The sequence below is a fragment of the Nonomuraea sp. NPDC049637 genome (assembly GCF_040675235.1).
GTDB lineage: Bacteria > Actinomycetota > Actinomycetes > Streptosporangiales > Streptosporangiaceae > Nonomuraea.
Genome location: NZ_JBFAOM010000008.1, coordinates 151613 through 178451, shown reverse-complemented (window position 1 = coordinate 178451; position 26839 = coordinate 151613). Strand labels below are relative to the sequence as shown.

General features: G+C 72.6%; 27 protein-coding genes. 13 read left to right on the top strand and 14 right to left on the bottom strand.

Annotated features, from left to right (window positions below; all coding sequences use genetic code 11):
• Positions 1-42: 42 nt before the first annotated feature.
• Entirely contained in the window at positions 43-363 is a 321-nt protein-coding gene (locus AB0J71_RS14205; RefSeq protein WP_352325705.1) for a hypothetical protein, read from the bottom strand.
• A gap of 441 nt (positions 364-804) precedes the next feature.
• A complete protein-coding gene (locus tag AB0J71_RS14200; RefSeq protein WP_352325703.1) occupies positions 805-1233 on the bottom strand; it encodes a hypothetical protein in 429 nt (142 codons plus the stop codon).
• A gap of 360 nt (positions 1234-1593) precedes the next feature.
• Between AB0J71_RS14200 and AB0J71_RS14195 the strand changes: the two genes are divergently transcribed.
• Together AB0J71_RS14195 and AB0J71_RS14190 are read left to right on the top strand one after the other, a co-directional pair.
• The gene (locus tag AB0J71_RS14195) at positions 1594-2154 is read left to right on the top strand and encodes a GNAT family N-acetyltransferase (protein WP_364414379.1); all 561 of its coding nucleotides are present in this window, start codon (positions 1594-1596) and stop codon (positions 2152-2154) included.
• 205 nt (positions 2155-2359) lie between these two features.
• Positions 2360-4018 (top strand): serine/threonine-protein kinase, encoded by a 1659-nt coding sequence (locus AB0J71_RS14190; protein ID WP_364414377.1) that lies wholly within the window; start codon positions 2360-2362, stop codon positions 4016-4018.
• 34 nt (positions 4019-4052) lie between these two features.
• Here AB0J71_RS14190 and AB0J71_RS14185 read toward each other — a convergent pair whose 3' ends face one another.
• The 4 genes from AB0J71_RS14185 to AB0J71_RS14170 all read right to left on the bottom strand — a co-directional run bounded on the left by AB0J71_RS14185 (position 4053) and on the right by AB0J71_RS14170 (position 9043).
• Positions 4053-4931: a hypothetical protein gene (locus AB0J71_RS14185; protein ID WP_364414375.1), complete on the bottom strand. Its 879-nt coding sequence runs from the start codon at positions 4929-4931 to the stop codon at positions 4053-4055.
• Positions 4932-4947: 16 nt separating this feature from the next.
• A complete protein-coding gene (locus AB0J71_RS14180; protein ID WP_352325698.1) occupies positions 4948-7614 on the bottom strand; it encodes a hypothetical protein in 2667 nt (888 codons plus the stop codon).
• Between the two features lie 143 nt (positions 7615-7757).
• Positions 7758-8474, bottom strand: a complete 717-nt coding sequence (locus tag AB0J71_RS14175) for a hypothetical protein (protein WP_364392394.1) — start codon at positions 8472-8474, stop codon at positions 7758-7760.
• 14 nt (positions 8475-8488) lie between these two features.
• A complete protein-coding gene (locus AB0J71_RS14170; RefSeq protein ID WP_352326082.1) occupies positions 8489-9043 on the bottom strand; it encodes a papain-like cysteine protease family protein in 555 nt (184 codons plus the stop codon).
• A gap of 161 nt (positions 9044-9204) precedes the next feature.
• On the opposite strand from AB0J71_RS14170, the gene AB0J71_RS14165 reads away from it, so the two are divergent.
• The 5 genes from AB0J71_RS14165 (at position 9205) to AB0J71_RS14145 (ending at position 16777) form a co-directional block, all read left to right on the top strand.
• Positions 9205-10113, top strand: coding sequence for a hypothetical protein (locus AB0J71_RS14165; RefSeq protein WP_352326080.1), 909 nt, complete (start codon positions 9205-9207; stop codon positions 10111-10113).
• A gap of 78 nt (positions 10114-10191) precedes the next feature.
• On the top strand, positions 10192-11100 hold the full coding sequence (locus AB0J71_RS14160; RefSeq protein WP_364414373.1) for an NADP-dependent oxidoreductase: 909 nt from the start codon (positions 10192-10194) through the stop codon (positions 11098-11100).
• Positions 11101-11241: 141 nt separating this feature from the next.
• Positions 11242-11394, top strand: coding sequence for a hypothetical protein (locus tag AB0J71_RS14155; RefSeq protein WP_352326077.1), 153 nt, complete (start codon positions 11242-11244; stop codon positions 11392-11394).
• 230 nt (positions 11395-11624) lie between these two features.
• Positions 11625-15578 carry a metallophosphoesterase gene (locus AB0J71_RS14150; RefSeq protein WP_364414371.1) on the top strand — a complete coding sequence of 1318 codons (3954 nt, stop codon included), beginning with the start codon at positions 11625-11627 and terminating at the stop codon, positions 15576-15578.
• A 71-nt stretch (positions 15579-15649) separates the two neighbouring features.
• The gene (locus tag AB0J71_RS14145; protein ID WP_352326075.1) at positions 15650-16777 is read left to right on the top strand and encodes a HupE/UreJ family protein; all 1128 of its coding nucleotides are present in this window, start codon (positions 15650-15652) and stop codon (positions 16775-16777) included.
• Here the strand turns inward: AB0J71_RS14145 and AB0J71_RS14140 are convergent.
• Positions 16734-17708, bottom strand: coding sequence for a hypothetical protein (locus tag AB0J71_RS14140; protein WP_352326074.1), 975 nt, complete (start codon positions 17706-17708; stop codon positions 16734-16736). The genes AB0J71_RS14145 and AB0J71_RS14140 overlap by 44 nt on opposite strands.
• A 90-nt stretch (positions 17709-17798) precedes the next feature.
• Between AB0J71_RS14140 and AB0J71_RS14135 the strand changes: the two genes are divergently transcribed.
• Together AB0J71_RS14135 and AB0J71_RS14130 are read left to right on the top strand one after the other, a co-directional pair.
• Entirely contained in the window at positions 17799-18251 is a 453-nt protein-coding gene (locus tag AB0J71_RS14135; protein ID WP_352326073.1) for a MarR family transcriptional regulator, read from the top strand.
• Positions 18248-18997 (top strand): SDR family oxidoreductase, encoded by a 750-nt coding sequence (locus AB0J71_RS14130; protein WP_352326072.1) that lies wholly within the window; start codon positions 18248-18250, stop codon positions 18995-18997. The genes AB0J71_RS14135 and AB0J71_RS14130 overlap by 4 nt, the downstream gene beginning before the upstream one ends.
• 12 nt (positions 18998-19009) lie before the next feature.
• On the opposite strand, the gene AB0J71_RS14125 is transcribed toward AB0J71_RS14130, so the two are convergent.
• Complete coding sequence (locus AB0J71_RS14125) at positions 19010-19474, bottom strand: AAA family ATPase (RefSeq protein WP_364414369.1); 465 nt, start codon at positions 19472-19474, stop codon at positions 19010-19012.
• 83 nt (positions 19475-19557) lie between these two features.
• On the opposite strand from AB0J71_RS14125, the gene AB0J71_RS14120 reads away from it, so the two are divergent.
• Both AB0J71_RS14120 and AB0J71_RS14115 read left to right on the top strand, forming a co-directional pair.
• The gene (locus AB0J71_RS14120) at positions 19558-19896 is read left to right on the top strand and encodes a hypothetical protein (RefSeq protein ID WP_364414367.1); all 339 of its coding nucleotides are present in this window, start codon (positions 19558-19560) and stop codon (positions 19894-19896) included.
• Positions 19889-20416 carry a TetR/AcrR family transcriptional regulator gene (locus AB0J71_RS14115; RefSeq protein ID WP_352326069.1) on the top strand — a complete coding sequence of 176 codons (528 nt, stop codon included), beginning with the start codon at positions 19889-19891 and terminating at the stop codon, positions 20414-20416. The genes AB0J71_RS14120 and AB0J71_RS14115 overlap by 8 nt, the downstream gene beginning before the upstream one ends.
• A 15-nt stretch (positions 20417-20431) precedes the next feature.
• Here AB0J71_RS14115 and AB0J71_RS14110 read toward each other — a convergent pair whose 3' ends face one another.
• Positions 20432-20977 carry a helix-turn-helix domain-containing protein gene (locus tag AB0J71_RS14110; protein WP_352326068.1) on the bottom strand — a complete coding sequence of 182 codons (546 nt, stop codon included), beginning with the start codon at positions 20975-20977 and terminating at the stop codon, positions 20432-20434.
• 92 nt (positions 20978-21069) lie between these two features.
• Here AB0J71_RS14110 and AB0J71_RS14105 point away from each other — a divergent pair, with 92 nt between their 5' ends.
• Positions 21070-21993, top strand: coding sequence for a TIGR03620 family F420-dependent LLM class oxidoreductase (locus AB0J71_RS14105; RefSeq protein WP_364414365.1), 924 nt, complete (start codon positions 21070-21072; stop codon positions 21991-21993).
• A 55-nt stretch (positions 21994-22048) separates the two neighbouring features.
• On the opposite strand, the gene AB0J71_RS14100 is transcribed toward AB0J71_RS14105, so the two are convergent.
• On the bottom strand, positions 22049-22621 hold the full coding sequence (locus AB0J71_RS14100; RefSeq protein WP_352326066.1) for a DUF1707 domain-containing protein: 573 nt from the start codon (positions 22619-22621) through the stop codon (positions 22049-22051).
• A gap of 51 nt (positions 22622-22672) precedes the next feature.
• Entirely contained in the window at positions 22673-23554 is an 882-nt protein-coding gene (locus tag AB0J71_RS14095) for a hypothetical protein (protein WP_364414363.1), read from the bottom strand.
• Between the two features lie 87 nt (positions 23555-23641).
• Between AB0J71_RS14095 and AB0J71_RS14090 the strand changes: the two genes are divergently transcribed.
• Complete coding sequence (locus AB0J71_RS14090; RefSeq protein ID WP_352326064.1) at positions 23642-23818, top strand: DUF6203 family protein; 177 nt, start codon at positions 23642-23644, stop codon at positions 23816-23818.
• On the opposite strand, the gene AB0J71_RS14085 is transcribed toward AB0J71_RS14090, so the two are convergent.
• Genes AB0J71_RS14085 through AB0J71_RS14075 form a run of 3 tightly spaced genes read right to left on the bottom strand, consistent with a single transcriptional unit; the run spans position 23815 to position 26784 of the window.
• Positions 23815-24513, bottom strand: coding sequence for a phosphatase PAP2 family protein (locus tag AB0J71_RS14085; RefSeq protein WP_364392406.1), 699 nt, complete (start codon positions 24511-24513; stop codon positions 23815-23817). The genes AB0J71_RS14090 and AB0J71_RS14085 overlap by 4 nt on opposite strands.
• Entirely contained in the window at positions 24500-25225 is a 726-nt protein-coding gene (locus AB0J71_RS14080; RefSeq protein ID WP_352323517.1) for a phosphatase PAP2 family protein, read from the bottom strand. The genes AB0J71_RS14085 and AB0J71_RS14080 overlap by 14 nt, the downstream gene beginning before the upstream one ends.
• On the bottom strand, positions 25225-26784 hold the full coding sequence (locus tag AB0J71_RS14075) for a phospholipase D family protein (protein ID WP_364414361.1): 1560 nt from the start codon (positions 26782-26784) through the stop codon (positions 25225-25227). The genes AB0J71_RS14080 and AB0J71_RS14075 overlap by 1 nt, the downstream gene beginning before the upstream one ends.
• Positions 26785-26839: the final 55 nt, after the last annotated feature.

The window sequence follows — 26839 nt, the reverse complement described above, 5'->3', positions numbered from 1 at the left end:
CAAGGCGGGCCGGGAGGCGGCGACTCGTGAAGAGGGAGGGAGCTAGATCAGCGGCGGGCTGCGCGAGCCCGCGGTGCGGTGCCCGACCTGCTGCGGGTCGCGGATCGCGGCCGCGTCGGAACCGGGCGCGGGAAGCAGCGCGAGGTGGGCGGCCTCGGCGTGCCGCGCGCCGCGCAGCGGCGGCCACAACGACAGCACGTGGTGCTCACGGCCGCTGGACGCCTGGGGCGGCAGGCTCGGCATCCGGTCGCCGCTCTTGTCCGGGGTCCATTCGTGGCCGGCGGACAGAGGGCGCGGGGTCGTCTGGTCGTCGGCGTAGGAAGGGCCGGCGACCAGCAGGGACAGCAGAACCAGGCCCACCACGCAGCACAGCGCGATGGGGCCTCGTGGCGCTCTGCACGGTCCCGTCATAAGGCCGACCATAGCCCAGCCGGTGAGAAAAGGCATTACCGTCCGGTTTCCCGTTCCGGCGGCACGGCGCGCGGTCGACGGGGAGGCGGGGCAGGGGCGTCGGGAGGGCCTTCCGGTGCTGGTGGGGGGCCGCAGCGGCGGGGAAGTGCGGCACGTGCGGAGGCGGGGGCGTGCGGGGGAGTGCGGCACATGCGGAGGCGGGGCGTACGGGGCGGGGGGCGTGCGGGGGAGTGCGGGGCGGGGGCTGCAGGGCGGGGTTCGCCGGGACAGGGGCGCGTGGCCGGTCGCCGGACCGGGAGCCGGTCTTCGTCCGGACGGCCGATGTGCGCATGTCGCCGGGAACCCCGCCGTTCAGCGTGCTGGTGTGTCAGCGGGAACTTCGCCGCGGGTCATTTAGAACCCGTCGAAGTTCTCGCCCCACTCGCCCCAGTCGTCGTCCTCGTTGTGGTCGTCGTCGTGGCCATGGTCGTCGCGGCCGTGGTCGTCGTCGTGGCGGTCCGGCTTGTGGACGGAGCGGCCGGGAGGGCCTTCCGGACCACGCGGGCCCTGGGGACCACGCGGGCCCACGCGGTGGTGGTGGTCGTGGTCGTGGTCGTGGTGGTGACCGCCGCCCCACCAGCCGCCCCAACGCGGGCCCCACCAGCGAGGACCGCAGTGACGCCAGCCGCAGCCGCCCCGGAGGACCGGCTTCTCATCGGCTGGGCTCTGATACGACGCCGTGCCGGCCGTGCTGGCCTGGGCGGCCGGCATCTGGCCGCCACCAAGCAGCAGGCACGCGCTCGTGGCGAGCACGGCCGCCGGCTTCTTCATCATTGATTTCATCGCGCTTTCCGTTCAGAAGTTTCCAGAACCGCCGCGGGACTTCTCGACTGCCGTCGGTCTCCGGCATGAGCAGTCTTACCCGCGCATTGAGTTCGGAGTTCTGACAAGACAGGCATGAGCTGCTAAAGCTTGACCAGATTTACCAGGCCCTTACAGCCGACTTGTCCAGTTTTATTGCGACAAGAAGCGGTGGTGTCGCTTTACTGTGACTCGATCATTCCCTAGCACTGTCGCCCCGAAAATGCGGCGCTGCCGGGAACATGCGCTCCGGGCGGCCCGCGCCGCGGACGCGGGGGTGCCGGTTTGGCCGGACGTCCGCTATCGTCACTGTCGTACTTCAACTAGACAGTGAGGTTGAGTGTGACGGAACGTACGGACGTGCGGCTGGAACTGCTGACCGGCGAGCAGGCGCTCGCGCGCCGGGCGGAGCTGATCGACCTCTACCGCGAGGTGTTCACCGGGCCGCCGTGGAACGAGGGGGAGGGCGAGGTGGCCGAGTTCGGCGTCCGGTTCGCCGCCGACGCCGCCCGGCCCGGTTTCCGCGCGGTGCTGGCCGTGGACGACGCGGGCCCGTGCGGGTTCGGGACGGCCTGGCCGACGGAGACCCCGCTGCCGCGGACCCGCAGCTACGGCAAGGTGCTCGCGGCGCTCGGCCCGGACGGGGTGGCCCGGATGCTGGCCGGTGCGCTCCAGGTGGACGAACTGGCGGTGGCTCCACGCGCCCGCGGCCGCGGTCTGGCGGGACGCATTCTGGACCTTCTGTGCGGCGAATCCCGAAGCTGGCTGCTGACCTCCGTGAACGCCCCCGACGCCATTCGCCTGTACGAGCGTCTGGGGTGGCGACGGGCGGGCGAGAACGAGGGAATTGTGGTATTCATCAAGCCCGAGCAACCACGAACTTTCACGCAATCTCTGGACTAGTACCGATATCCAGAACAAAACCACCCCGATATCGAATAAGCCAGACATCACCCCCCAAGAAACCCGAACCACCCACCGCGCCCCAACGGCATAACCTCCCAAACGCCCCCACCCCACCCGCCCTTCACGCCGCCTCCCGCCCCACCCCGATCCGGCCGTGACGGGGGCTGCCTCCCGGACGCCCGGTCTGTCATGATCGACTGGGATGAGCGTGCAGGCGTTACAGGCGACGGACCCACCCGAGATCGGCGGCCACCGGCTGCTCGGGCGCCTCGGCGCGGGCGGCATGGGCGTCGTGTACCTGGCCAGGAGCCGCCGCCTGGGCCTGGTGGCCATCAAGGTCATCAAGCACGACCCGGCCGACCCCGAGGCCATGGAACGGTTCCGCCGCGAGGCCGCCACCCTGCGCGGCCTGCGCAGCCCGTACGTGGCGCCGCTGGTGGACGCCCGGGTGACGGCGCCGCCGTACTGGCTGGCGACGGCGTACGTGCGAGGGCCGACGTTGTTGCGGGCGGTTGCGGAACGGGGGCCGTTGCCGCCGGAGCTGTGCCGTCGGTTGCTCGCCGGGCTGGCCGCCGCCCTGGCCGACGTGCACCGGCACGGCGTGCAGCACCGCGACCTCAAGCCGCACAACGTCATCCTGTCGCCGCAGGGCCCGCGGCTGATCGACTTCGGCATCGCGCGGGCCCCCGGTCAGAGCACGATCACGACGTCGGGGGAGATCGTCGGCACGCCCGGCTACATCGCTCCCGAGGCCGTACGTCAGGAGCCCGTCACGGCGGCGGCGGACGTCTTCGCGCTGGCCGGCACGATCGCCTACGCCGCCACCGGCCGTCCGCCGTTCGGGCGCGGCGAGCCGATGGCGGTGCTCTACAGCAGCCTGAACGCCGACATCGACGTGGACGGCGTCGAGCCCGCGCTCGCCGGCCTGATCCGCTCGTGCGCCGCACGCGACCCGGCGGAGCGGATCACGTCCGACCGGGCGGCGGCCCTCGCCGGAAGCGCCATGGGCCCGCTGTCCTGGGCCGCGGACGCGGAGTACCAGGCCCTGGTCGCCGAAACCGGCCCCACCGAAGACGAACCGGCCGAGAGCGCCCCCAAGGGACACGACCCCGCCGTGGGCAAGGCGGCCAAGGGCGACCCGGTCGAGGGCGGCCTCACTGGGGCGACGCGGCCCGCGCGGGCGGCCTGGCCGGGCCGCGCGCTGGCGGCCGGGGCCGTTCTGCTGGCCCTGGGCGTGACGGCCGCTGTCCTGTTGCCCCGGCTCACCACGCCCACGACCACCTCCACCCCCACCCCCACCACGAAGGGCGGCCCGGCGGCCGTCCGGGCGACCGTGGCGGAGGTTCCCCCAACCGTGGTGGTCACCCAGCCGCCCCCCGGCCCCGCCCCCACGGGCCCTGTCCGGTGGCAGGCGGTGCACGGCCCCCGGTGCGCGGCCGAGTGGTTCTACGCCGATCCCGCCTGGCGTCCCGTAACCGGCGGATGGAAGGGCGACGGCTGCGTGGGCGCGGCGCTGGCGCTGCGGGTCGGGAACGAGCCGGCCCACTTCAACCAGGTCGTCAACTGGTACTTCGACACCCGCGGCGGCGCCCGCTGCACGATCGACGTGCACATCCCCGACGACCCCCGCTCGTCCGGCCTGGCCTTCTTCTACCTGGACGACGACGACACCGACCCGCCGCACCTCGGCCCGCCGGTGACCGTGGACCAGCGCGCCTTCCGGGGGCGCTGGGCCCCGCTCGGCACCTGGCGGGTGCCGGCTCCGGGCCGGCTCACCGTCCTGGTCGGCAACCAGCCCGTCACGGCCGACGACACCCACGAGGTGACGGTCTCCGCAGCCCGCGCACGGTGTCACTGGTGACCCCGCGACGCGGGCCGACGGTTCAGGGCAGGGTTCAGCGCAGGGTTCTGCCGAGGGTGCCCTGCTCGGGGTAGGAGTACCGGACGCGCAGCACGAGCTTGGCCTTGCGCGGCTGGCTGCCGGCGTAGGCCAGCAGGCCCGAGAAGAAGTCGAGGCCGTCGGCGTTCACCCCGACCTCGACGCAGCCGTGGCTGTACCCCTTGTGTGAGTTGTGCAGGTAGAAGCCGCCACGCCCGTACATGTTCCCCTGGATCGGGGTGAGCCGGACGCGGAAGGTGCCCCAGTCGGGGAAGACCGGGCCGCCGCCGCCCACGGGCAGGAACTGGATGCCCTCCCCGGGGTTGGAGACGGCCTTGTCGCCCCGCTGGTTCGCTGCCTCGACGGAGTTCTGCCGGGGATCGACGTGGGTGAAGAACGTGTACAGACCCTCCGGCAGCGGGCCGTGGTCCTTGCTGTTCTGCATGGTGCCGATCTGGTGTCCCACCAGGCCGGACGTGGCCGCGTACAGCAGCGTGCCGGAGCCCTGGAGTGAGGCGGGCATGGATCTGCGCCAGTACAGGAACCTGCCGGTGTAGACCAGGTCGGCCTGGTCGTCGGTGGGGTCACGGACGTCGAGGTCGAACCGGCCGAGCGTGCGCAGGGCGCCCGTCCTGGGCACTTCTATGGCCTCGAACCGGCCCGATCCGGGCGTCCTGCCGGTCAGCGCGAACACCCGGTAGGAGCCCTGCGGGCCGTAGGAGGCCCGGGTCTCCTCCAGGAACACCAGGCCGGAGGTGTGGTGGAAGAGCACGCCGTGCACGTTGTCGTCGGGCTGCTCGCCCTTCCACATCATCGGCTGGGTCTCCTCGCCGACGGTGAGGGAGATCCGGGAGACCCGGTCGTTCTGGCTTCTCTGGAAGCAGAAGTACGTCATCGGGCCGTCCGCCGCCCTACGAGATCGTCGCGAGGTTGGACGTGAGCGCGATGTCGGTGCCGGACGACGGCGTGTACTCGTGCCACTCGGCGATGAGCGCCCCCTTCTCGCCCGGCTGGAGGATCGGCACGGGGGCCTGCGTGCCGCGGTGGGCGAAGCTCAGCCGCTCGACCGTGAGGTGGGTGGCGTCCGGGATGGCGACGACGAGCTGGGCCTCCTGGACGCGGCGGTCGTCCTCGGCGTCCAGCACGACCGGCAGCCCGACGACGAACGCCGAGCTGTTGCCGACCTTGATGTTCACCGGGTTCGGGCTCGGCGCCAGGTCCGACGAGGACGTGGTGAAGGCGGCGTCCTGGAGCCGGGCGGCCGCCCGTTCGGGGTTGGCGGGCGGGATGCCGGGATAGTTGCGGTCGTCGTAGGCCGCGATCTCCTGCGCGATCGTCAGGTAGGGCGCCGGGATCGGCGCGCCGACCGCGCCCCCCTCGGCGAAGCGCATCCACTCCTCCTCCCAGCCCTTGCGCACGGTCAGGACGATCCGCGCGCTGCCGGCCCGCAGGAACGCCTGCCTGGTCGGGTCCGGGTGCCGCAACTGCCGGACGAACGGCCAGCTCGGCGGGACGTCCCAGAAGTAGGAGTAGAGGAACGTCACCACGTTCTCCCACTCGATCGCCTGGTTGATGAAGCGCACCAGGTCCTCGTGCCGGCGCAGCAGCGTCCACTGCTCGGCGGTGAGCCCGAGGCTCGGCCCGTCGAAGCCGATGCCGTGCTGGAGGTCGACGTGCGCGGCCAGGAAGGCGGCCAGGACGTCGGCGGGCATGAAGTCGAAGTCGCTGCCGAGGATGAACCGCAGGACGCACTTCATGATCTCGTCGCTCTCCTCGCGCCGCAGCGTCAGGGTGTCGACGTTCGCCAGTTTGTCCTCGATGGCCGCGATGCGCGCGGCGATGTCCTCCTGCTCGGCGAAGTACCTGGTCTGGGCGGCGTTGTAGAGGGTGTTCCAGACGTCGGTGCGCCACTGCTCGACGGCCTCGTCCGTGAGGTCGAGCCGCACGCCGAGCCCGACGAACACCCGCTCGGAGTGGTGGAAGAAGAACGTGATCTTGTGGCGGCCGGTGAAGCCGCGCATGTAGGGCGTGGCGCCGTCGAAGGACATGATCCGGTGGTCGCGGATGATGAGCGCGTCCGACAGGTTGCGCCACGTCGGCTCGGAGCGGGCCCCGATGACGTCGAAGTTCATCTTGTCGTCGGAGTCGTCCTTGCCGACCTGCGCGTCCAGCATGATCTCCCGGATGTGCGTGCCGCCGGGCACGTCGAACTCCAGGTCCAGGAACCACCAGTTCCCGTCGGTGTTGACGTGCGAGCTGACGGTCAGCGGCGTCGGCGCCTCGGGGTGCGGCCGGACGGTCACGCCGTGCCGGTCGGCCAGCCACTGGTACTTCGGGACGCCGGTCGGCGACGGGTGGCCGTCCTGGTCGACCAGTTCCGTGGTGATGTCGGCGTGCTTGACCGGGAACTCGAAGGGGCCCTGCTGCGAGCGCAGCAGTTCCAGCTCCGCGTACGCCCGCCGCATCGACGCCCCCGGCTCGGGGACCGCGATGTCGTACGTCAGGCGCAGCCCGTACCGGTAGAGACGGACCCGCCACTTGCGCATCAGGCTGAAGTAGTCGATCCGGACGGGGTCGTTGCCGGTGTTCCTCAGCACCCGGGTCGAGGTCTCCTCCGACCCCGTCACGGTGGTGGTGGAGATGGTCACCTTGTGCTCGCGGCGGGAGCGCGAGGACGCCTTCTGCGTGGTGGCGCGGGCGTGCTTGATGCTCTCGGCGGCCGAGGCCGACTCCGAGCCCTGCGCGGTGAACCCGGTGGTGCTCGAACCGGAGATGATCGGGATGCCGCCCTGGACCGTGCCGGTGATGTTGAACTGGTTGGAGTGCTGGCTCTGCGACGACGTCGACTGCGACAGGTCGGTGTTGTCGGTCACGCCCGTCTCGCTGACCTCCTCCAGCGAGTCGGTGACGATGGTGGTGAACTCCTTCGAGGTGACCGACCACTCCTTGTGCGTGACCGCGGTCACCTCGCCGGGCGCGAGCGGGATGGTCGAGACGAGCTCGCCGCGCTGGATGCCGACCGGCACCATCTCGATGCGTTCCAGGTTGAGCATGCCGATGGGCGGCGCGGCGGTGTTGACCGCCAGGCCGCGCAGGGCCACCGCGGCGGTGTTGAGCGCCTGCGCGGCCCGGCCGGCCGCCTCCCTGGCGCCCGCGCCCTCCGCCTCGCGCAGGCGTTCGGCGCGCAGCTCGACGAGCGTCCCGGCGAACAGCGCCAGCTCGGCGGCCGGCACCCGCGCCAGCGCGGCGGGGTCGGGGCGCAGCGCCGCGACGGGCTGCTCCTCGAAGCGCCTGAGCAGGTCGAACGCCTCGGCGGAGACGCCTTCCGGGTCGTCCCCGGCCCGGAGGCGGTCACGGACCGCGTCGGTGTCGCCGGGGGCCAGCGCGAGCTGCCGGACCGCCCCCAGCTTGACGATGCCCCCGCCCGCGCCCCCGCCGCCGGGTGCGTCGTCGTGCGCGCTGGGCACCCGCAGCGGGACGAGCGTGCCCTTCAGTACCTCCCGCGCCGAGTTGTCCAGCACCGGCGCGGCCGGCGGGGACGGCGGCCCCGCGGCCGCCGCGCTGTGGATGTCTGCCATGGTCGTCCCCCTCGTGGATGAGCTGTGCCGCCATGGTGCGGGCGGGCGGCGGGGGACGGCATGAGTAAGGGCTACTCAGAAAAAGGCGGCCCGCGCCTCCGCCGAGATGGCCGTCGGAGGCGCGGGCCGTGCACCGGATCTTGTCAGGTGCGGCGCCCGCGCAGCAGGCGAATGGTGATCGCCGCGCCGAGCAGGACCACGGCGCCCACGACCCAGGGCAGGGGGGTGCCCCCGGGGCCGGGGACGCCGTAGCCGCCCGCGTAGCCGTCCCTGGCATAGGAGCTGCCGGGGAGCTTGGCGGCGTAGCGCTGCTGCGCCAGCCGCCGGTAGTCGGCCACGGGGACGCCCGCCCGGCCCACCGACTGCGCTGCCTCGTCGTTGAGCGGCACGACCGTGCCGTCGCGCAGGGCGTACCAGGCGTTGAGCTGCGGCTCGCGGAACACGGTGCCGGTCTGGCCCGCGTACCGCTGTTCGTCGCCGCCGCTGGCGATGTTGCTGACCACCCACGTTCCCCGGCGGTCGCGGGTGGTCCAGACGGAGGCGGTCTGCCCGTCCGGCGCGGTGGCGCCGGTGGCGAGGAAGGCGAAGCGGGCGATCTCCGCCGACCGTCCGCTCACGAAGTCCGGGTTGAGGTCGTTGACGGCGACCGTCGGGCCGTCGACCCGCGCCGCCACCGGCGCCAGGCTGGTCTGCCTGCCCTGGCCGGCGAAGAAGCGGCCGACCGTGTCGCCGGCGCCCGCGGCCGCGGCCCGGGCGGCGTCGACGTCGGCCTGGGTGGGCGCGCCGGGGTCGGCCAGCGCCGGGCTCGGGACCCACAGGAACAGCGCGGTCAGGGCCGCGACCGCTGCGAAGAGCTTCATGTCGATGGCCTCCCTCACGCGCCGATGTAGTCGAGCGAGTGGGTCCAGAAGAACGAGGAGTTGGAGACGTAGTAGTTGTAGGTGGACCAGTTGTAGCGGGTGCTGGACGGCCACGGGTTGCTCCAGTACACGTACGACGAGGTCTTGTCGTAGCCGTAGATGACCTCCATGTGGCCGCCGCCGCTGGTCCACTGGATGCGGGCCATGATCGGGCGTTGGGCGTCGATCTCCCGGACGATGGCGGCGTAGGTCAGGTAGTCGTAGACGTACACGCCGGGGTTGATGCCGATCTGGCGGAAGGCGGTCTGGTCGTTGCCGAGGGTGGCCTGGTTGTTCGGGCAGCTGGTGTTGACGCCGCGGTTGAAGGCCAGGTTGCAGAACTGGTTCTGGCTGTAGGAGTACCCGTAGTAGGCGGCGACGGAGTTGCCCGTCGCGGCCCAGCACCAGTTGGAGTACTGCTGCGACTGCTGGGTGAAGTTCAGCTTGTACGAGGTCGCGGCCTCGGCCGGGGGGCTGCTCGCGATCCAGGTGGCCGCCGCTAGGGCGAGGGCCACGGCGAGGCGGAACATAGGCGCTCCTTCTGCTGGGGGGTGCTGCGAAGGATGTTCGACCTGCGGAGATGGCCGTACAAGGGGGAGCGGATTTCCCTGACAGATCACTGTGGAAGGTGACATTTCATGACGTTCATGAAGTGATGACGAATCTGTGGAAATCTGTGAACATTCACAACGTGGCGGATGAGCTCCAGGCCGCGCTGCGCGCCGGCCCCTTTCACGTCGCCCTGCGGGCCGCGGTCGGAGCGCGGGGGCTGACCCTCGAACGGCTGCGCCACCGGCTGGCGCAGCGCGGCCTGCACGTCGGGGTGAGCACGCTGAGCTACTGGCAGCAGGGCCTGCGCCGGCCGGAGCGCGAGGAGTCGTTGCGGGCCGTGGGAGCCCTGGAGGAGATCCTCGACCTGCCGCCGCGCTCGCTGGTCGGGCTGCTCGGGCCGCCGAGGCCGCGCGGCCGCGCGCCCGGGGTGGCGTACTCGACCCTGTTCCGGCCCGCCCAGGTGGTCTCCGCCATGCTGGACGAGCTGGACGCGGTTGCCGACGACCGCCGCCTGCACATCGCCGTGATGTACGAGTCGCTGCGCATCGGCCCCGACCGCAGCCTCACCACCCGCGAGACCACGCAGGTGGTGCAGGCCCACGAGGAGGGCGCCGACCGCTACATCATGATCTACCGCGGCGACGCCGGCTGCGACGTGGACCGGGTCACCGTCGCCGCCCTGGAGGACTGCCGCGTCGGCCGCGTCACCAGGGACGGCGAGACCGCCACGGTGGTCGCCGAGCTGCTGTTCGACCGGTCGCTGCGGGTCGGCGACACCCACGTGCTGCGGTACGAGATCACCGACCTCAGCGGCGCCGAGTCCTGCTTCTACGAGCGCGGCTTCCGCTTCCCGGCCGGCCAGTACGTGCTGCGCGTCGCCTTCGACCCGGTCGAGCTGCCGGTGCGCATCCACCGCTTCGCCCGCCGCGGACCGGGCGGTGGCGAGCTGACCGCCTCCGAGCTGACGCTGAACGCCCAGCACGCCGTCCACCTGATGGCCGCCGCCCTCCAGCCGGGCCTGGTCGGCATCCGGTGGGCCTGGCCCTGACCGGCGCGTCGCTGTCACACTCCGGGCCGCTGTCCCGTCCTGTCGCCGACAATGACGAGGAACGGAGAGGCGATGACCATGAGAGCGATACGCGTTCACCGGCCCGGCGGCGACCTGACCCTGGAGGACGTGCCCGTGCCGCGCCCGGCCACCGGTGACGTGGTGGTGCGCGTGCACGCGGCCGGTTTCGTGCCCGACGAGCTGGACTGGCCGGGCACCTGGACCGACCGGGCCGGACGGGACCGGGCGCCGTCCGTGCCCGCCCACGAGGTGGCCGGCGTGGTGTCCGAGGTCGCCTACGGCACCACCGGCCTGTCCGTGGGCGACCGCGTCTTCGGACTGACCGACTGGCACCGTGACGGCGGCGCGGCGGAGTACGTCGCGGTCGAGGCGCGCGACCTGGCCCCGATCCCCGCGAACGTCACCTTCACCGAGGCGGCCGCGCTGCCCCTGGCCGGGCTGACCGCCTGGCAGGGCCTGTTCACGCACGGCGGCCTGGAGGCGGGCCGGACGGTCGTCGTCCACGGCGCGGGCGGCGGCACGGGCACGCTCGCCGTCCAGCTCGCCCGCCGGGCCGGCGCGCACGTCGTCGCCACCGGACGGGGGCGCGTCGCGGGCCTGGCGGTGGAGCTGGGGGCGCACGAGTTCGTCGACCTGGAGCGGCAGTCGTTCGAGGAGGCGGTCGAGCCGGTGGACCTGATCTTCGACACGATCGGCGGCGACCTGCTCGCCCGCTCGGCGGCCAAGGTGAAGCCGGGCGGCGCGCTGGTCTCGATCACCGCGCCGCCGCCGGTCGTGCCCGACGGTGGGCGGGCGGTGTTCTTCATCGTCGAGCCCGACCGCGCCCAGCTCGCCGAGCTGGCCGCGCGGGCCGGGGCGGGGCTGCTGCGCGCCCACGTCGGCGCGGTGTACCCGCTGGCCGAGACCGGGCGGGCGTTCCGTGACAAGCGCGGCGGGGTGCCGGGGAAGGCCGTGATCGAGATCTGACGCCCGGCGGCACATGTATGGATATTTCGGCCTATTGAGGAAAGCTTGACCGGCCTGCCGTATGACCGTCCGGGCCACGGGCACGCGCAGTTACGGAGCCAAGCGACCCGCTGACTCCGCGTATCGAAGAAAGGAACCGTCATGGCGCAGAGCAAGGCCCGCAAGACGAAGACGGGCGACAAGGACAAGGACAAGAGCCGGAGCTCCTCGAGCCAGAGCCGCACCGGCGCCGACAAGAAGTCCTCCGGCAACAAGCCCCAGGACGGCAAGAACCTCCCGGGGCACCAGAGCTGAGCCTGACCGGCACGACGGCGTGACACCCGGCCTTCGGGCCGCGGGTCACGCCGTCTCTCTTGTCGGGGTTGTTCCTGTCTGTAGGCAGATGACCAGAATGAGGAGACAGTTCCCCGCCCCTTCAGTCTCTCCATGCACAACGTTCACCCGTGCGCTCCAACGTGTCCGCTCGAAGGGCACGCCGCCTCATCGGCTGCCCGTGAACGTCATGGAAGGACCCGATGCAGCCGATGGCAGCACGACAGTTATCAGGCGGTTCGAGGAGCAGGGGACGGCTCGCCGTCACCACCGCGCTCGCGGCGGTGCTGGTGGGCGGCTTCGTGACGGCGGCGTACGCCGACCCGGGTGAGCAGGGCCGCGGACGGCCGACCCCCACCCCCACGAGCACCCCCGCCCCGCCCGCCCTCACCCCCGCCACCGGCTCCTACCTGGAGGGCACCGCGAAGGTCGCCGCCGTCCCGGTCACGGCCGGCGACAGCGTCACGAAGCTCGACCTCGACGGCAACCCCGTCACCGCCACCGCGACGGTGGGCGTCTCCAAGCTGGCCTTCGACGTCGGCTCGAACTCCACCGAGGCGCAGTACCACAGCTACGTGCAGGTCAACGGCGCCTACAAGGCCGAGATCGGCAACTTCGCCAACCAGCGGGCCATCATCGAGATCCCGAACGAACACCTGGTCAAGGGCGAGAACACGGTCGAGATCGTGGTCGGCGCGATCCAGTCGTCCTGCGGGCAGAACTATGACGACTTCGTGCTCTCGGACGTGGGCCTCGAACTGCTCGGCGAGGTGGCCGACGGCGAGGACAACCCGTACACGCTCAACTTCGGCGACGGCAACTGCGGCAGCAACCCCACGCTGCTCAAGCGCGCCACGCTCACGTTCTTCACCCAGTCCGACCCGCGGGGCACGACCGGCCTCGCCGCCGACCTGGACACCACCGAACTGGCCAACGGCGAGCACGTCCTCAGCGCCGCCACCGCGGCGGGCGCGACCGTCCGGAACACCGTGACGGTGAACAACGCCCCGGCCGGCGCGCCGCGGCTGCTGCCCACCGACGGCACCCTCGTGGCCGGCGTCAAGACGGTGAACGCGACCGTCCCGGCGGCCGGCGCGGGCGGCGTCGAGTCGCTGACCGTGGACGGCGGCAAGCCGGTCACCAGGGCCACGCTCGGCAACGGCGCCGCCATGCTCGCCTTCGACGTCGGCGCGGACTCGATCGACGACAAGTACGACGACTTCCTGCTGGTCAACGGCAAGCGCATCGACCTGGGCGGCACCTGGGCGAGCCGGCGCGTGACCGTCGCGGTCCCGGCCAGGTTCCTGACGCCGGGCGAGAACACGATCAAGGTCGTCACCGGCGACTACAAGGACGCCTGCGGCGTCAACCGGGACGACTTCACGATCGCGAACCTCGCCCTGACCCTGGACGGCGCCACGGTGACCGGGAAGGACGTCAAGCCCTCGTACGCGCTGGGCGACGGCGACTGCGGCAGCGACCAGGCCCTCCCGCGCGAGGCCGAGCTGCGCTACACGATCGACGCCCCCGCCGTGCACGTCACCGAGACGCTCGGCGCGGGCCGGGCGACGCTCGGCTTCACGGTGGGCAGCAACTCGATCGAGGCCCGCTACCAGAACTTCGTGCTGGTCAACGGCCAGAAGGTGGTGCTCGACGGCGACTTCGTGAGCCGCCGGGTGGACCTGCCGATCCCGAACGAGTACCTCGTGCCCGGCTGGAACACGATCGACTTCGTGGCCGGCACGTACCCGACGTCCTGCGGCGCCAACCGGGACGACTTCGCGATCTCGAACATCGTCCTCACCCCGGCGCAGGGCACCGCGGCCGGGCAGATGGTCAAGCCGTCCTACAGCATGGGCGACGGCAACTGCGGCGACACGGCGAACCTGCTGACGGAGATCGACCTGGAGTTCCTGGTGGACGCCCCGGCTCGCGGCCTGCGCGCCGACCTGGACACCACCGCGATCAAGGACGGCCGGCACACCCTGGCGGCCAGGTCCACCTCCGGCCAGACCGCCGAACGCGTTCTGATCACCGACAACTCCGCGCCGAAGGTCGCGCGCAGCGTCCCCGCCGCGGACGAGAAGATCACCGCGACGGTCGTCCTGGACGTCAGGCTCGAAGACGCCTCCGGCGTGGTGTCCGGGCCGGACGTCAAGCTCGACGGCCAGGCCGTGGAGCTGGGCGCCCGGATCGGCCCCGGGCTGAAGGCGGGCCGGCACACGCTGTCGGTCACCGGCGCCGACGGGCTCGGCAACACCGCGGCCCGGGAGATCGTCTTCGAGTCGGCCGGCATCCCGGACGCCCCCGCCGAGCTGACCCCGGCCTCCGGGACGGCCGACGTGACCGACCCCGTCACGCTGTCGGCCAAGGTCGGCGAGCCCGGCGGCGGCCCGGTGACGGCCACCTTCTCCGAGGCCAGGATCCTCACCCCGGACGAGGCGTACCAGGGCACGGCCACGACGCTGCCCACGACGCTCAAGGTGCCGGGCGAGCAGCGGATCAGGGGCGACGGGCTCGAACCCGGCGACGGCCGCACGCTCGACGCCCCCACCGGCCGCGACCTCGTCTACCAGCGCTTCGACGTCAAGGTGCAGGGCCACGTGGACGCGCCCGTGCTGCGCTGGGAGGGCGTCGTCGATCCCGAGCGCCTGGCCTCGCTGCGGGCCTGGAACACCGAGGCCAAGGCGTGGGACCTGCTGACCAGCGCCCGCGGCGGGGCCGACGGCAGGACGGTCCTGACCGCCGTCGTCGGCCCCGAGTACGTGGACCGGCAGCAGGTGCACGTCATGGTGACCGGCGAGGACCCGTTCGCCGACGACATCGACCCCGGCGACCCGAACGGCTTCGCCGACCCCGCCAGCTACGACTTCTCGATCGTGCACTTCACCGACACCCAGTACATCTCCGAGGGCGCGGTGGAGCAGGAGACCCCGCAGGAGCGCGCGGTGTGGGAGTCGGCCTACGCCGGCATCGTCAACTGGATCACCGCCAACAAGGACCAGCGCAAGATCTCCTACGTCGCCCACACCGGCGACATCATCGAGAACAACATCCGCAAGCCCGCCGACGAGGCCACGCAGCGCGAGGTCGTCGGCGAGTTCGAGGTGTCGTCGAAGCAGCAGCGCGTGCTGGACCAGGCCAACATCCCGAACGGCGTCATCGCCGGCAACCACGACAACCAGTCGGGCACCGAGGACGGCCCCGGAGCGATCTACAACAAGTACTACGGCCCGTCCCGCTACCAGGACGCCTCCCAGGGCTGGCGGCACGCGAAGTACGGCGGCCCGTGGAAGGAGGGCGACAACCAGAACCACTACGACCTGTTCTCCGCGGGCGGCCTGGACTTCGTGGTCGTCGGCCTGTCGTACGGCGTGACCAGGGAGGAGGCCGAGTGGGCCGACTCGGTCTTCAAGAAGTTCCCGGGCCGCAACGGCATCCTGCTCTCGCACGACTACCTCGTGCCGAGCACCCATCCCGACGGCCGCGGTGCCGCCTTCTCCGCCCCCGACGGCTCGATGCTCTACAAGACGGTGGTGGAGAAGAACCCGAACGTCTTCCTCATCCTGGCCGGTCACGAGCACGGCGTGGGCACCAACGTGAAACCGAAGGTCGGCCAGGTCGGCAACGGCGTGGTCGAGCTGCTGGCCGACTACCAGTTCTACACGGTCTCGGCCGACCGGCTCGGGCTCACGGAGGTCGGCGGCTACCAGCCGGAGGACCAGCTCCAGTTCGGGGCCAGTTACTTCCGGCTGCTGCAGTTCGACGTCAAGCGGGCCGAGCTGAGCGTGGACACCTACTCGCCGCTGCTCGGCGACTTCGGCGCCGGCGAGTTCGACCCGCTGCGCCGCTACGACGGGCGCGAGGACAACATGGTCCTGCCCGTGGACCTCACCACCCGGACGACGACCTTCAGGACCGACTCCCTGGCGCTCTACAAGCCGACGAAGATCATCGGCCGGAGCACCGCGGCCTCGGGCCAGGTCGCCTCGGTGACGTGGCGGCACCTCAAGGACGACACGGCCTACGCCTGGTTCGTCACGGCCCGTTCCGCGGGCGGCGGCGTCACCGCGTCCGAGCCCAGCGTCTTCGTCACCAAGGACGAGCACGGCCGTCCCGGCAAGTGGGACAAGGACTCGCCCATGTACCGCTGGTTCACCCGCTGATCCGTCCCCCTCGCCGCCCCGGGCCCGCGCCCGGGGCGGCGCCCTTCCCCCTGATCCTGGAGACCCGAGACATGCCTCGCTGGCGCTGGCCGTACGCCGTCGTCCTGGCCGTCATCCTCTGCGCGGCGCTGGCCGACCTGCTGCATCCCGCCCCGGCGGCGGCGCACGACGCGACCACGAAGGCCCACGCCGAGGTGACCGGCACGGCCACCGACGTCAGGGTCGTGCTCGACCTGGAGTACGACCTGCTGATGAAGTCCGCCTGGCTCTACGCCGAGGCGTACGAGGCCGTGGAGCGGGCCGAGCAGCTGCGGCAGCTCGCGGTCAACCGCGACGCCGTGTTCGGCTACGTCACCCGCCGCTTCGCCGTCGCCCGCGCCGGCCGGCCGTGCGTCCCCCGGCAGGTGGGCGGGGCGGACGTGCACCCGCGCGGCAAGGCCGCCTTCGCCACGCTGACCCTCGCCTACGCCTGCCCGGCGGTGGACGGCGGCGAGCACACGATCTCCAGCGCCCTGTTCCCCGACGCCGAAACCTTCGTCCACAGCACCCAGACGCTCCTGCGCTACGACCTCGCCGGAGAGCGGGGGTCGGCCGTCCTGACCGCCGCGAGCCCGACCCTGCGCCTGGCCGAACGGGCGGCGGCCGGCCAGGTCGGGGAGTTCTTCCTGCTCGGCGTCGAGCACCTCGTGCTCGGGCTGGACCACGTCTTCTTCCTGCTCACCCTGATCATCGGCGCCCGCGGCGCGCGTGACGTCGTGGTCACCGCCTCGGCCTTCACGGTCGCCCACAGCATCACGTTCCTGCTGGCCGCCATGGGCGTGGTGGCCGTGCCGGCGGCGGTGGTCGAGCCGGTGATCGCCGCCTCGATCGTCGTCGTCGCGCTGGCGAACCTGCTGGGCCGCGACCGGCCGGGAGCCTGGCGGCTGCCCGTCGTCTTCGCCTTCGGACTGGTGCACGGGCTGGGGTTCGCGGGCGCGCTCGACATCCGCGAGAGCGGGTCGTGGGAGCTGCTGCTGTCGCTGCTGAGCTTCAACGTCGGGATCGAGGTGACCCAGCTCGCGATCATCGCGGTGCTCTTCCCGCTGCTCGTGCTGCTGCGGCGGACGGCCGCGGCCCGCTGGACGGTGGCCGCGGTGTCGCTGTCCATCGTGGCGGTCAGCCTGTACTGGTTCCTCGACCGGATCCCGCTCCCGCTCTGAGCGCCCACAGGCGGCCGGCTCCCCAGGCGAGCAGGGCCAGCACGCCGGCCAGCAGGTATTCGATGGCCGGGATCCTGATCGCCTCGTTCGTGCCGGCCAGGTCGCCGCGCAGGGCGTACACGGCGAGCAGGGCCGCCGCGTAGCAGCCGGTCAGCGCCCAGCGGACGGCGCGGGACAGGCCCAGGCCGTGCATCTGGGTGATCACGAAGACGCCGAGGAAGCCGAACAGGAACATCGGCCACAATCCGTCCGGGCCCGAGGTCATGACGGCCACCAGGGTGCCGTGGACCACGACGGCCAGCTCCAGCGTCACCGTCCAGTAGCGGTTGGTGTGCGCCCTGGTGAGGAAGAGGCTGCCCTGGAGCAGCAGCAGGAACATGTAGAAGAAGCCGATCAGGTGGCCGGGCGTGGACTCGGCCGGGTGGTACCAGAAGGTGTAGACCGCCGCCCAGCTGAACAGGTAGCCGTGGTAGCGGCGGGCGAAGTCGACGATCTCCCGCCTGATGGGCGCGGGCCTGCCGAGGAACAGGCCGCGCCGCCGGTTCTCCATGATCAGGACGACGACCAGCAGGAGGACGACCGAGCCCTGGGAGCTGTAGATCGACACGTCCTGGGCCAGGCCGTCGTAGAACAGCTGGGTCTGGACGGTGTGCAGGGCGACGAACCCGGCGTTCACCGCCAGCGCGACGACGTTGACCGGGTGGAGGCCGGCGGAGTAGCGGCGGACCCGGGTCTGGGCGTGGTGGATGAGCCACCAGAACACGAGCTGGTGGGCGGCGTAACCGGCCCAGGCCGACAGCCTGGTCCACACGGTGGGCTCGGGCAGTTTCCAGTAGTACCAGGACGCGCCCTGGTCGGGCAGCAGCACGACGTCGTCCAGCCACCGGCCCAGGAACCAGATCAGGCCGGTCAGGACGGCGCTCGCGACCACCCCCGCGAGGAGTACCGTCTCGGGGCGGATCGCGGCTAACGTTTTCTTTCCACGATGGAATACTTCCACGATAGAAATATAAGGGGTGACATGACGGCCTACGACCTGATGGTCCTCATCCGCCGGCTCAACGTGGAGAGCGACCGGTTCGTGGAGGGCTTCGCGGTCGGGCACCGGCTGCACAGGACCGACATGAACGCCCTGGTGGTCATCCTCGACGCCCACCTCGCCGGCCGGCCGCTCTCGCCCGGCGGGCTGGGGGCCGCGCTGAACCTCTCGGCCCCCGCCACGACCGCCCTCCTCGGCCGGCTGGAGCAGGCCGGCCACGTCGTGCGGCGGCGCGACGAGGGCGACCGCCGCAGGGTCGAGGTCGTTCTGAATGAGCAGGCCGTCGAGCTGGCGGGCGCGTTCTTCGCGCCGCTCGTCCGGCGCCTCACCGCGGCGATCGACGCCTTCACCCCGGCGGAGCGGGAGGTCGTCGGCAGGTTCCTCGCGGACGCGATCGAGGCGACCGTGGCGGCCAGGAAGGAGCACGAGGCGTGAGCGCGTCCCGGTCGATCGTGATCACCGGCGGCACCCGCGGGCTCGGTCTCGGCCTCGCCCGCTCGCTGACCGCCCTCGGCCACCGGGTCGCCGTGTGCGGCACCGACCCGGACCGCGTGGCCGCGGCGGGGGCCGAGCTCGGCGGGCCGGCCGTCGTGGCCGACGTCGCCGACCGCGCCCGCCTCCAGGAGCTCTGGGACGAGGCCGTACGGCGGCACGGCCGGGTGGACATCTGGGTCAACAACGCCGGCATCTCCCACGACCGCCTCCCGTTGTGGCGGCTGCCCGCCGCCGAGGCCCGCGCGGTGACCGAGGTCAACCTGCTGGGCACGGTCAACGGCTGCGCGGTGGCGGTGGCGGGCATGGCGGCGCAGGACGGCGGCGGCCACGTCTGGAACATGGAGGGGCTGGGCGGCGACGGCCGCACGGTGCCCGGACTCGCCGTCTACGGCGCCACCAAGCGGGCCGTGACGTACCTGACCAGGGCGCTGGCCAAGGAGGCCCCCGACGGGGTGACGGCGGGCCTGCTCAGCCCCGGCATGGTGCTCACCGACCTGCTGACGCACGGCTACTCGCAGGCCGAGCGGCAACGCTCGGCCCGCATCTTCGCGATCCTCGCCGACCCGGTGGAGACGGTGGCGCCGTGGCTGGCCGAACGGGTGGTCGGCCGGGCGCGGAACGGCGCCCACGTGCGCTGGCTGACCCCCGCCAAGATCGCCTACCGCTTCGCCACCCGCCGTCCCTGAGCCGGCGTCGGTTCAGCCGTCCTGTCTGCGGACGAGGAAGCCGCCGCGGCCGTCGAACTCCACCGCGTACACCGCGTCGAAGCCGTCGGCGGCGCGCGGCCGGCGCAGCCGTCTGAGCGTGGCGAAGACGCCCACCTCGGGGACCCGGGCCCGGCCCGTGCGTTCGGCGTTGCGCTGGAGCGAGGCCTTGACGTTGGGCGGGAACCAGTAGGCCGCCACCCGCGCGCCGTGCTCGCGGCCGGCCACGATGAGCGGCTGCCACTCCTCGGGCGAGGCGTTGGTGTTGTCCACGGCCACGTTCCGGTCCTCCTCCAGCGCCTCGCGGATCAGCCGGAGCTGGCGGTGCTGACGGCGGCGCGCGTTGGGGAAGTCGTCCTTGCTCACGTGCGCGTGCGTGGTGGCCAGGCAGCGCCGGTAGAAGGTGGACTTGCCGGAGGCCTGCAGGCCGATGAGGATGGCCACCTCCCGATCGATCATGGTTCCACCCTATTTGCTCCTGGACAGGCTAACGTCGTTAGCCTAGAGTCTGGCTAACAGCGTTAGCTTCTGGGGAGGGCATCATGACCGCGGTGACCGTCAGGCGAGTGGCCGGCCGTTCAGGGTGGGCGGCGCTCGCCGCCTTCTGCCTGGCGTTCCTCGTCTTCGAGGTGGCCAAGCACGGCGGCGCCACGCCGGTCAGCTCGGCGTTGTTCGTGCTGGCGCCGTACGCGACCAGGTTCGGCGGGTCGGCGGTGGTGCACGACCTCGCCCATCGCCCGTGGATCCCGCTGGCCGTCCTGGTCGGCTACTCGGTCTCGCCGCTGGGCTGGGTGCCGGTCTTCACGGCGGGGCTGGCCTGGCTGACGTACGTCGCGGTCGCCCGTCTCCTCGGGCACGGTCCGCGGAGCGCGCGTGGCTGAGCTGTCGTCGCGCGCGGGACAGATCGTCGCGGCGGCGCGGGAGCTGGTCGAGGAGGGCGGGGCGGAGGCGCTGACCATGCGCGCGCTGGCCGCGCGGCTCGGGATCCGCGCGCCCTCGCTCTACAAGCACTTTCCCGACAAGTCCGCCGTGGAAGCCGAACTCATCGCCATCGCCCTCGGCGAACTGGCCGCCGCCCTCGAACGCGCCGAGCACGACAGCGGCGGGGGCGGGCTGGCGGTGCTCGGGCGGGCCTATCGGGCGTACGCGCTGGGCCATCCGCATCTGTACCGGCTGATGAGCGCGGGGGCGCTGCCGCGGGACCTGCTGCCCGCCGGGGTGGAGGAGCGGGCGGCGCTGCCGCTGGTGCGGATCGTGCGGGGCGAGGCCGCCGCCCGCGCGGTCTGGGGGCTGGCCCACGGGCTGGTCATGCTCGAACTCGACGGCCGTTTCCCGCCCGGCGCCGACATCGAGGCCGCCTGGACCGCCGGGATGTCCGCGTTCACGACGGCGGCCCGCTGACGGGCCGTACGGGCTTCAGGGACGGGGGTGCAGGCCGTCCAGGGTGAGGGTGAGGAGGCGGTCGGCGCGGGCCGGGTCGGGGGTGGCCTGGGCGATGCCCGCCGCCAGCTCGACCAGGTCGGCGACCTCGACGTCCGCCCGCACGGCCCCCGCCTCCTGGGCGGGCAGCAGCAGCCGGGTGGCGGCGGCGCGCAACATCGCCCAGCAGTCGACCCCCGCCCCGTCCTGCGTGAGCATCATCCGGGCCCCGAGCCCCCGGTCGGTCATGGCGTGCGCGACCAGCGACCGCAGCCAGGCCACCAGCGCCTCGCCGGGCGGCAGCGTCCGCCCCGCCTCCTCCGCCCGCGCGCACAGCCGGGTCAGCCGCCCCTCGAACACGGCCGCGAGCAGCGCCTCGCGGGTGGGGAAGTGCCGGTAGAGCGTGCCCGCCCCGACGCCGGCCCGTCTGGCGATCTCGTTGAGCGAGGCGTCGGGCCCCTCCTCGGCGACCACGGCGATGGCCGCCGTCACCAGTTGCTCGTAGTTGCGGCGCGCGTCGGCGCGCATGGCCCGTGCCGGCACTGGACACTCCCGCGGGTTGAATCGGAGAACGTCTCCGATTATAGTCCCCGACGTAACCGGAGAAGCTCTCCGCATAGACGGGACGGTGACCCATGACCGACGACGTCCACCACGACGACGGACCCCGCCTGGGCAAGGTGGGCCTGTGGACGTTCGCCCTCGAGGCCCACCCCGCCGGGGTGGCGCAAGAGGCCGCGGCCGAGATCGAGGAGCTGGGGTACGGCGCCCTGTGGTTCGGCGAGGGGTTCGGCCGCGACTCGGTGAGCCAGTCGTGGCTGCTGCTCTCGGCGACCAGCCGGATCACGGTGGCCGCCGGCATCGCCAACATCGCCCTGCGCGACCCGATCGCGATGGCCGCCGCCGAACGGGCGCTCAACGAGGCCCACCCCGGCCGGTATCTCCTCGGCCTCGGCGGCCACCGCATCAGCGACGAGCCGATCCAGATGGACGGCTACCAGATCCCCAGCCTGGGCCGGGCGGTGACCACGATGGGCGGCTACCTCGACGCCATGGACGCCGTCCCGCTGGGCTCGGCGGCCCCGGCGCACGCGCCGCGCCGCGTGCTGGCCGCGCTCGGCCCGAAGATGCTGGGCCTGGCGGCGCGGCGGACGCTCGGCGCCCACACGTACTTCGTGCCCGTCGAGCACACCGCGCGGGCCAGGGAGGCGATGGGCCCCGGCGCGTTGCTGGCCGTCGAGCAGGCCGTCGTGCTGCACCGGGACCCGGCCAGGGCCCGCGAGCTGGCCACCGAGCACGTCTCCTTCTACCGCACCGGGGCGCCCCACCAGGCCGCCAGCCTGCGCAGGCTCGGCTTCGGCGAGGACGAGATCGAGCACGGCAGCGACCGGCTGGTGGACGCGATCGTGGCCCACGGCGACGCGGCGGCGATCGAGAAGCGCGTACGGGCCCACCTCGACGCGGGCGCCGACCACGTGTGCCTCCAGGTCCTCACCGACGACCCCGGCGACCTGCCCCTCCCGGAGTGGCGCGAGCTCGCCGCCCTGACCTCCCTGTGACGACCACGCCCAGGCCCGGACGGCGGCCCGCCGTCGGCACGGCGGGAGAGGGTGTTCAGCCGGTCATGGAGGGCCGGTAGCGGATCCAGATGTCGCCTCGGCTGTGGCCGGAGAGGCGGAGGACCACCGCGTCGGCGGCGGGCGGTTCGACCGGTTTGTTGTGGACCCGCCCGAGCCCGGGGGAGACCACCTCGTCGGCGCGCACCCGCCAGCCGTGCGGCACCTTCAGATGCAGGTCGCCGAACCACGAGGTGATCGCCACCTGCACCAGCACCTCGGGATGGGGACACTCGGCGGCCAGGAAGTCGAGCTTCGCGGTGCCCCACACGCCGAGCCGGACGTCGATGCGCGGCGGCACCACCCACCGCCCGGTCCTGCTCACCCGCCAGTGCTCGGTGTGCATCGCCAGCACGTCGGAGGCGGAGGCGGCGGCGGGGACGGGGGAGAGAGCGGGCAGGTCGGCGACGAGGGCGCCGAGCTCGCCGACCGTCCTGGCGGCGTACGCGCGGTCGATGCGCTCGTGCAACTCGTCGAGGCTGATGCGGCCTTCGGCGACCGCCTGCCGCAGCCTGTCGGCCACCTGGTCGCGGTCGTGGTCGCCGGCCCGGATGTCGGCGTCGTCCGTCATGGCGACCACTCTAAGGATCATCGGGCGCGCGGGCCATGCGCGCGGGCCCGGTCAGTCCGCGGCGGCCCGGTAGCCGGTGGCGCGGAACAGGAAGGAGGCCCAGGACCGGTAGGGCCGCCACGACTCGGCGAGCCTGCGGTAGGCGCCCGCGGGGGCGTCCTCGGGCAGCCCGTACGCCTCGCGCAGGATGCCGAACAGCCGGGGTTCGTCGCCGGGGAACGCGTCGGGCGCGCCGGCTCCGCGGATCAGGATCAGCCCGGCCGAGAACGGCCCCACGCCGGGCAGCGCCCGCAGTTCGGCCAGGGCGTCCTCGGGGGTGAGCGAGCGCAGGTGCTCGGTGGTGAGCACGCCGTCGAGCGCCGCCTGCGCCAGGCCGCGCAGCCACTCCTCCTTCTGCGCGGGCAGGCCGAGACCGCCCGCGTCCACCAGGCTCACGGGCGGCGGGAACGCCTGGTACGCCTGCCCGTCCACGGTGACGGCGGCGCCGTACCGGTCGGCGATGCGCTGCTTGACGCGCGAGGCAATGAGCATCGACGAGCGCTGCACGATCACCGCCCAGCAGGCCGCCTCCCACGGGCTCCAGAAGCACACCGGCCGCAGCCCCGGGCGGTCCCGCTGCACGTCGCCGAGCACCGGGTCGGCTTCGCCGAGTCGGGCGAAGCCGGTGCCGTCCACGTCGAGGGACAGGATGCGCGCGATCTCGCCCCGGATCGCCGGGCCGGGGGCGCGGGTGGTGGTGACGGCGACGCCGCCCGGCGCGGCGGTCACGCTCACCCCGATCGGCAGCCAGTCGGACTCGGCGCAGTAGGCGAAGCGCAGCGTCCGGCCGTCGGAGGGCAGCGCGCTGGTGGCGGGCCAGTCCTCGACGAAGCGCAGCGCGGCGCCGAAGTCGAACGGGCCCTTCGCGGTGAGCGTGAATCCGTGCGTGGTCATGGGCCGTATGGTAGGCGCCGCGGCGGCATGGTCCCTGGTGGGGCCGGGCTTTCGCATCACGGGGCCCGGTGGGGGCAGCGGGCGGGCATGAGGAAGTTCATGAAGATCTTCGTGGCGCGCTGGCTGGCCCGTACCCCGTGGGGGCTGGCGATCATGGCCGCCGCCTACCTGCTCGGACGGCGGAGGAGGCGGGCCGGGCGGCCCGCCGGACGGCCGACCGGCCGCCGGCGGGCGCGCCGCGAGCCCGCCCACCACCGGCGCTAGTCCCGGACGGAGGCGGGACGCCGGCGGTCGCCCTCCGCGGCCGCCGGCCGTCGGTCCCAGGTGCGGTAGAGGATGGACCGCGCGGCCACCACCACGCAGAACACCCCGAGCAGCAGCCCCCACGTCACGTCCGAGAAGAAGTGCATGCCGCGGTAGAGCCGGGAGAAGGCGACGATCAGCGGGGCGGCGATCCCGATCGTCCAGATCACCACCTGCAGGGCCCGGTTGCGCACGTGCGTCGTCAGCACCAGCGCCAGCCCGCAGTAGAACGCGACGGCGGCGCTGACGTGCCCCGAGGGGAAGCTGGACGTGGGCGGCGCGGGGTCGAGGTGGGGCACCGGCGGACGGCTGCGGCCGACGGGCTCGGTGGTGGCCAGGAAGACCAGCGACTGGCCCCAGACCGCCGCGATCATGAAGATCGACTCCCGCCAGCGCTTGTAGACCAGCCGGAACAGGACCACCGCCACCGCCGTGAACGCCACGACGTAGGGCGTGTCCGACAGGCTGGTGCCGTAGTCGGTGAGCGTGTTCCACAGCGACGTGCGGATCGAGGCGAAGTCCTTGCTCACGGCCACGTCGCCGGGCTGCGGGACGCCGACGATGAGCAGCCCCATGCCGTACGTGACGGCGCCCATCAGCACCAGAGGTAACACCAGCGACAACGCGTAGTACCGGACATGCTCAGCTCTGCTCATCGGGCACCTTCACCGGTTCGGGTTCCATACCTTCGGTCAGCGGCGCGGTGGGCCGGCGGCCCGTGTCGCGCCGCCACGTCTCGAACGCCGCCGCGGTCGCGGCGATCACCGCCACGCCCAGCACGATCCCCGCCACGACGTCGCTCACCCAGTGCACGCCGAGGGCGATCCTGGTGAAGCCCACCGAGACCACCACGAAACAGGCCAGCACCCAGGCGAGCCGGCGCCCCCACCGGGGCAGCATCGGCAGCAGGAGCAGGGTGACGACCCCGGCCCCGAGCGTCACGTTGACCGCGTGGCCGGAGGGGAAGGAGTCGCCGGGCGCCAGCGCGACGGGGTCGGGCAGGTGCGGCCGCACCCGCGCGACGAGGATCTTGAGGCCGAGCCCGATCAGGCCGCCCGCGGTCACGGTCGTGATCGCCCACAGGGCCAGCCTGCGCCTGCCGCGCACCAGCAGCCAGACCGTGAACGCCGCCACCGCGACGCGCCACGGCCACGGCCCGAACAGGTCGGTCCAGACGATCAGCACCCGGGTCACGCCGGGATGGGCGAGCGCGTACTCGTGCAGTTCGCGGGCCACCCCGGCGTCGAGCCGGTTGAGCGGCATCTTGGCCACGACGAGCAGCAGGGAGAAGGGGATCATGATGAGCGCGACGGCGAGCGCCGCGACCGTCATCCGTGGTCCCAGCCTGTCGAGCAGGAATGTCTTCATCAGAACCTCCGCGATCTGCGCAGCTCCGGCGGCCGGCCGTCGGGGTCGACGGCGAACCGGTAGAGCGGCATGGCCATCGCCCTGCGCACCCGGGACAACGTGGGGGCCGGGTGGGGGCGTAACCGGCCGGACGGGCGCGGGCCCCGGCAGCCGGCCGAGTGCCAGGCCTCCAGCCGGGCCGCCGACTCGGCGAACGCGTCGAACGCGGCGACCGGGTCGCACAGCTCGTCCCGGCCGGACTCCGACTCCTCGTCCAGGTGCTCGGCCATGAGCGCCAGCCGCAGGTCGCGGGCGAACCGCAGGGCGCCGTGCGGCGGCCTCGGGTCCTCCCGCTCGTCCAGGACGGCGCAGCTCAGCTCCGAGTCGTAGGTCCATGAGCGCAGGTTGACGTTGTCCGACCCGACCGACGCCCACACGTCGTCCACCACGCACACCTTGGCGTGCACGTAGACGGGGGTGCCCTGGTGGTTCTCCAGGTCGTAGATCGCGACCCGGTCGCCGCCGGCCCGCATCAGCCGGTCCAGCGCCTCGACCCGGCCGATCAGGCTCGCCGGGCCGGCCAGCCAGCCGTCCTGGTCGGGGTGGCGCGGCACCACGATGATCATGCGCAGCTCCGGCTCGCGCTCCAGCGCCTGGGCGAACGGCTCGATCACGTCCGTGGACCACAGGTACTGGTCCTCCAGGTACACCAGCGACCTGGCCCTGCCGAGCACCTTGTGGTAGGCGTGCGCGATGCTGCGCTCGCCGTCCGGCGCGAACGGGTACGCGCTGTGCCGGGCCGGGTAGGTGCGCAGGAGCTGCACGTGGTGCGTGCCCGCGCGCGGGGGCGGCGGGCCCGGCTCGGGCAGCGGGGGAGCGTCGTCCAGCTTGCTGAAGTGGTCGCGCAGGCGGCGCAGCGGGTCCCTGGTCTCGGGGGCCGGGTCCTCCCAGCGTTCGCAGAAGGTCTTCTCCACCTCGGCGACCGCCGGCCCGTGGATGGCGAGCTGGATGTCGTGCCAGGGCGGGCGGGGGCCGTACACGTCGGGCATCGGGCAGGGCTGCGGGTCGCCCAGGTGCTCGGCGTCGTCGCGGCGGCTGTGGCACAGGTCGATGCCGCCGACGAAGGCCACGTCCGCCGAGGGGTCGCGGTCGTGGCGGAGGATGACGAACTTCTGGTGGTGGGAGCCGCCCGGCTTGGTCCGGGTGTCCAGCAGCGCCTGCCCGTGCGCGTTCTCGATCTTCTCGCCCAGGTGGCGGTTCTCGGCCGCGCTGAACCGCAGGCGGTCCAGGTGGGAGCGCCAGATGAGGCCCCTGACGATGGCGCCGCGTTCGGCCGCGGCCCCGAGGGCGGCGCTCACCGTGGGGCCGTCGTCGGTCAGCCGCTCGTCGGGGTCGCCGCGCCAGTCGGCGAACAGCAGCAGGTCGTCCTTGCCCAGCGCTTCCAGACAGGTCTTCAGCTCCGCGAAGTACGTGGCGCCGTGGATCAGCGGCCGTACGTCGTTGCCGCTGGACCACGCGTCGAGGCCGGTCGCCCGGTTGTCGCGTTCCTCCTCGGTGAGGAACCAGTCCTGGATGCGCATTCGGCCACCGCTACCCGCATGAAAGCCCTTAATAACCCGGTCAAGGCCGGGTAGT

Bases quoted from the DNA above. Each gene is read 5' to 3' on its own strand.
- AB0J71_RS14190 (WP_364414377.1), top strand. From the start codon at position 2,360: ATGAGCGTGCAGGCGTTACAGGCGACGGACCCACCCGAGATCGGCGGC.
- AB0J71_RS14105 (WP_364414365.1), top strand. From the start codon at position 21,070: ATGACCGACGACGTCCACCACGACGACGGACCCCGCCTGGGCAAGGTG.
- AB0J71_RS14090 (WP_352326064.1), top strand. From the start codon at position 23,642: ATGAGGAAGTTCATGAAGATCTTCGTGGCGCGCTGGCTGGCCCGTACC.
- AB0J71_RS14180 (WP_352325698.1), bottom strand. From the start codon at position 7,614: ATGGCAGACATCCACAGCGCGGCGGCCGCGGGGCCGCCGTCCCCGCCG.
- AB0J71_RS14200 (WP_352325703.1), bottom strand. From the start codon at position 1,233: ATGAAATCAATGATGAAGAAGCCGGCGGCCGTGCTCGCCACGAGCGCG.
- AB0J71_RS14175 (WP_364392394.1), bottom strand. From the start codon at position 8,474: ATGAAGCTCTTCGCAGCGGTCGCGGCCCTGACCGCGCTGTTCCTGTGG.
- AB0J71_RS14125 (WP_364414369.1), bottom strand. From the start codon at position 19,474: ATGATCGATCGGGAGGTGGCCATCCTCATCGGCCTGCAGGCCTCCGGC.
- AB0J71_RS14145 (WP_352326075.1), top strand. From the start codon at position 15,650: ATGCCTCGCTGGCGCTGGCCGTACGCCGTCGTCCTGGCCGTCATCCTC.
- AB0J71_RS14135 (WP_352326073.1), top strand. From the start codon at position 17,799: ATGACGGCCTACGACCTGATGGTCCTCATCCGCCGGCTCAACGTGGAG.
- AB0J71_RS14155 (WP_352326077.1), top strand. From the start codon at position 11,242: ATGGCGCAGAGCAAGGCCCGCAAGACGAAGACGGGCGACAAGGACAAG.
- AB0J71_RS14170 (WP_352326082.1), bottom strand. From the start codon at position 9,043: ATGTTCCGCCTCGCCGTGGCCCTCGCCCTAGCGGCGGCCACCTGGATC.
- AB0J71_RS14150 (WP_364414371.1), top strand. From the start codon at position 11,625: ATGGCAGCACGACAGTTATCAGGCGGTTCGAGGAGCAGGGGACGGCTC.
- AB0J71_RS14185 (WP_364414375.1), bottom strand. From the start codon at position 4,931: ATGACGTACTTCTGCTTCCAGAGAAGCCAGAACGACCGGGTCTCCCGG.
- AB0J71_RS14085 (WP_364392406.1), bottom strand. From the start codon at position 24,513: ATGAGCAGAGCTGAGCATGTCCGGTACTACGCGTTGTCGCTGGTGTTA.
- AB0J71_RS14080 (WP_352323517.1), bottom strand. From the start codon at position 25,225: ATGAAGACATTCCTGCTCGACAGGCTGGGACCACGGATGACGGTCGCG.
- AB0J71_RS14120 (WP_364414367.1), top strand. From the start codon at position 19,558: ATGACCGCGGTGACCGTCAGGCGAGTGGCCGGCCGTTCAGGGTGGGCG.
- AB0J71_RS14075 (WP_364414361.1), bottom strand. From the start codon at position 26,784: ATGCGCATCCAGGACTGGTTCCTCACCGAGGAGGAACGCGACAACCGG.
- AB0J71_RS14100 (WP_352326066.1), bottom strand. From the start codon at position 22,621: ATGACGGACGACGCCGACATCCGGGCCGGCGACCACGACCGCGACCAG.
- AB0J71_RS14160 (WP_364414373.1), top strand. From the start codon at position 10,192: ATGAGAGCGATACGCGTTCACCGGCCCGGCGGCGACCTGACCCTGGAG.
- AB0J71_RS14095 (WP_364414363.1), bottom strand. From the start codon at position 23,554: ATGACCACGCACGGATTCACGCTCACCGCGAAGGGCCCGTTCGACTTC.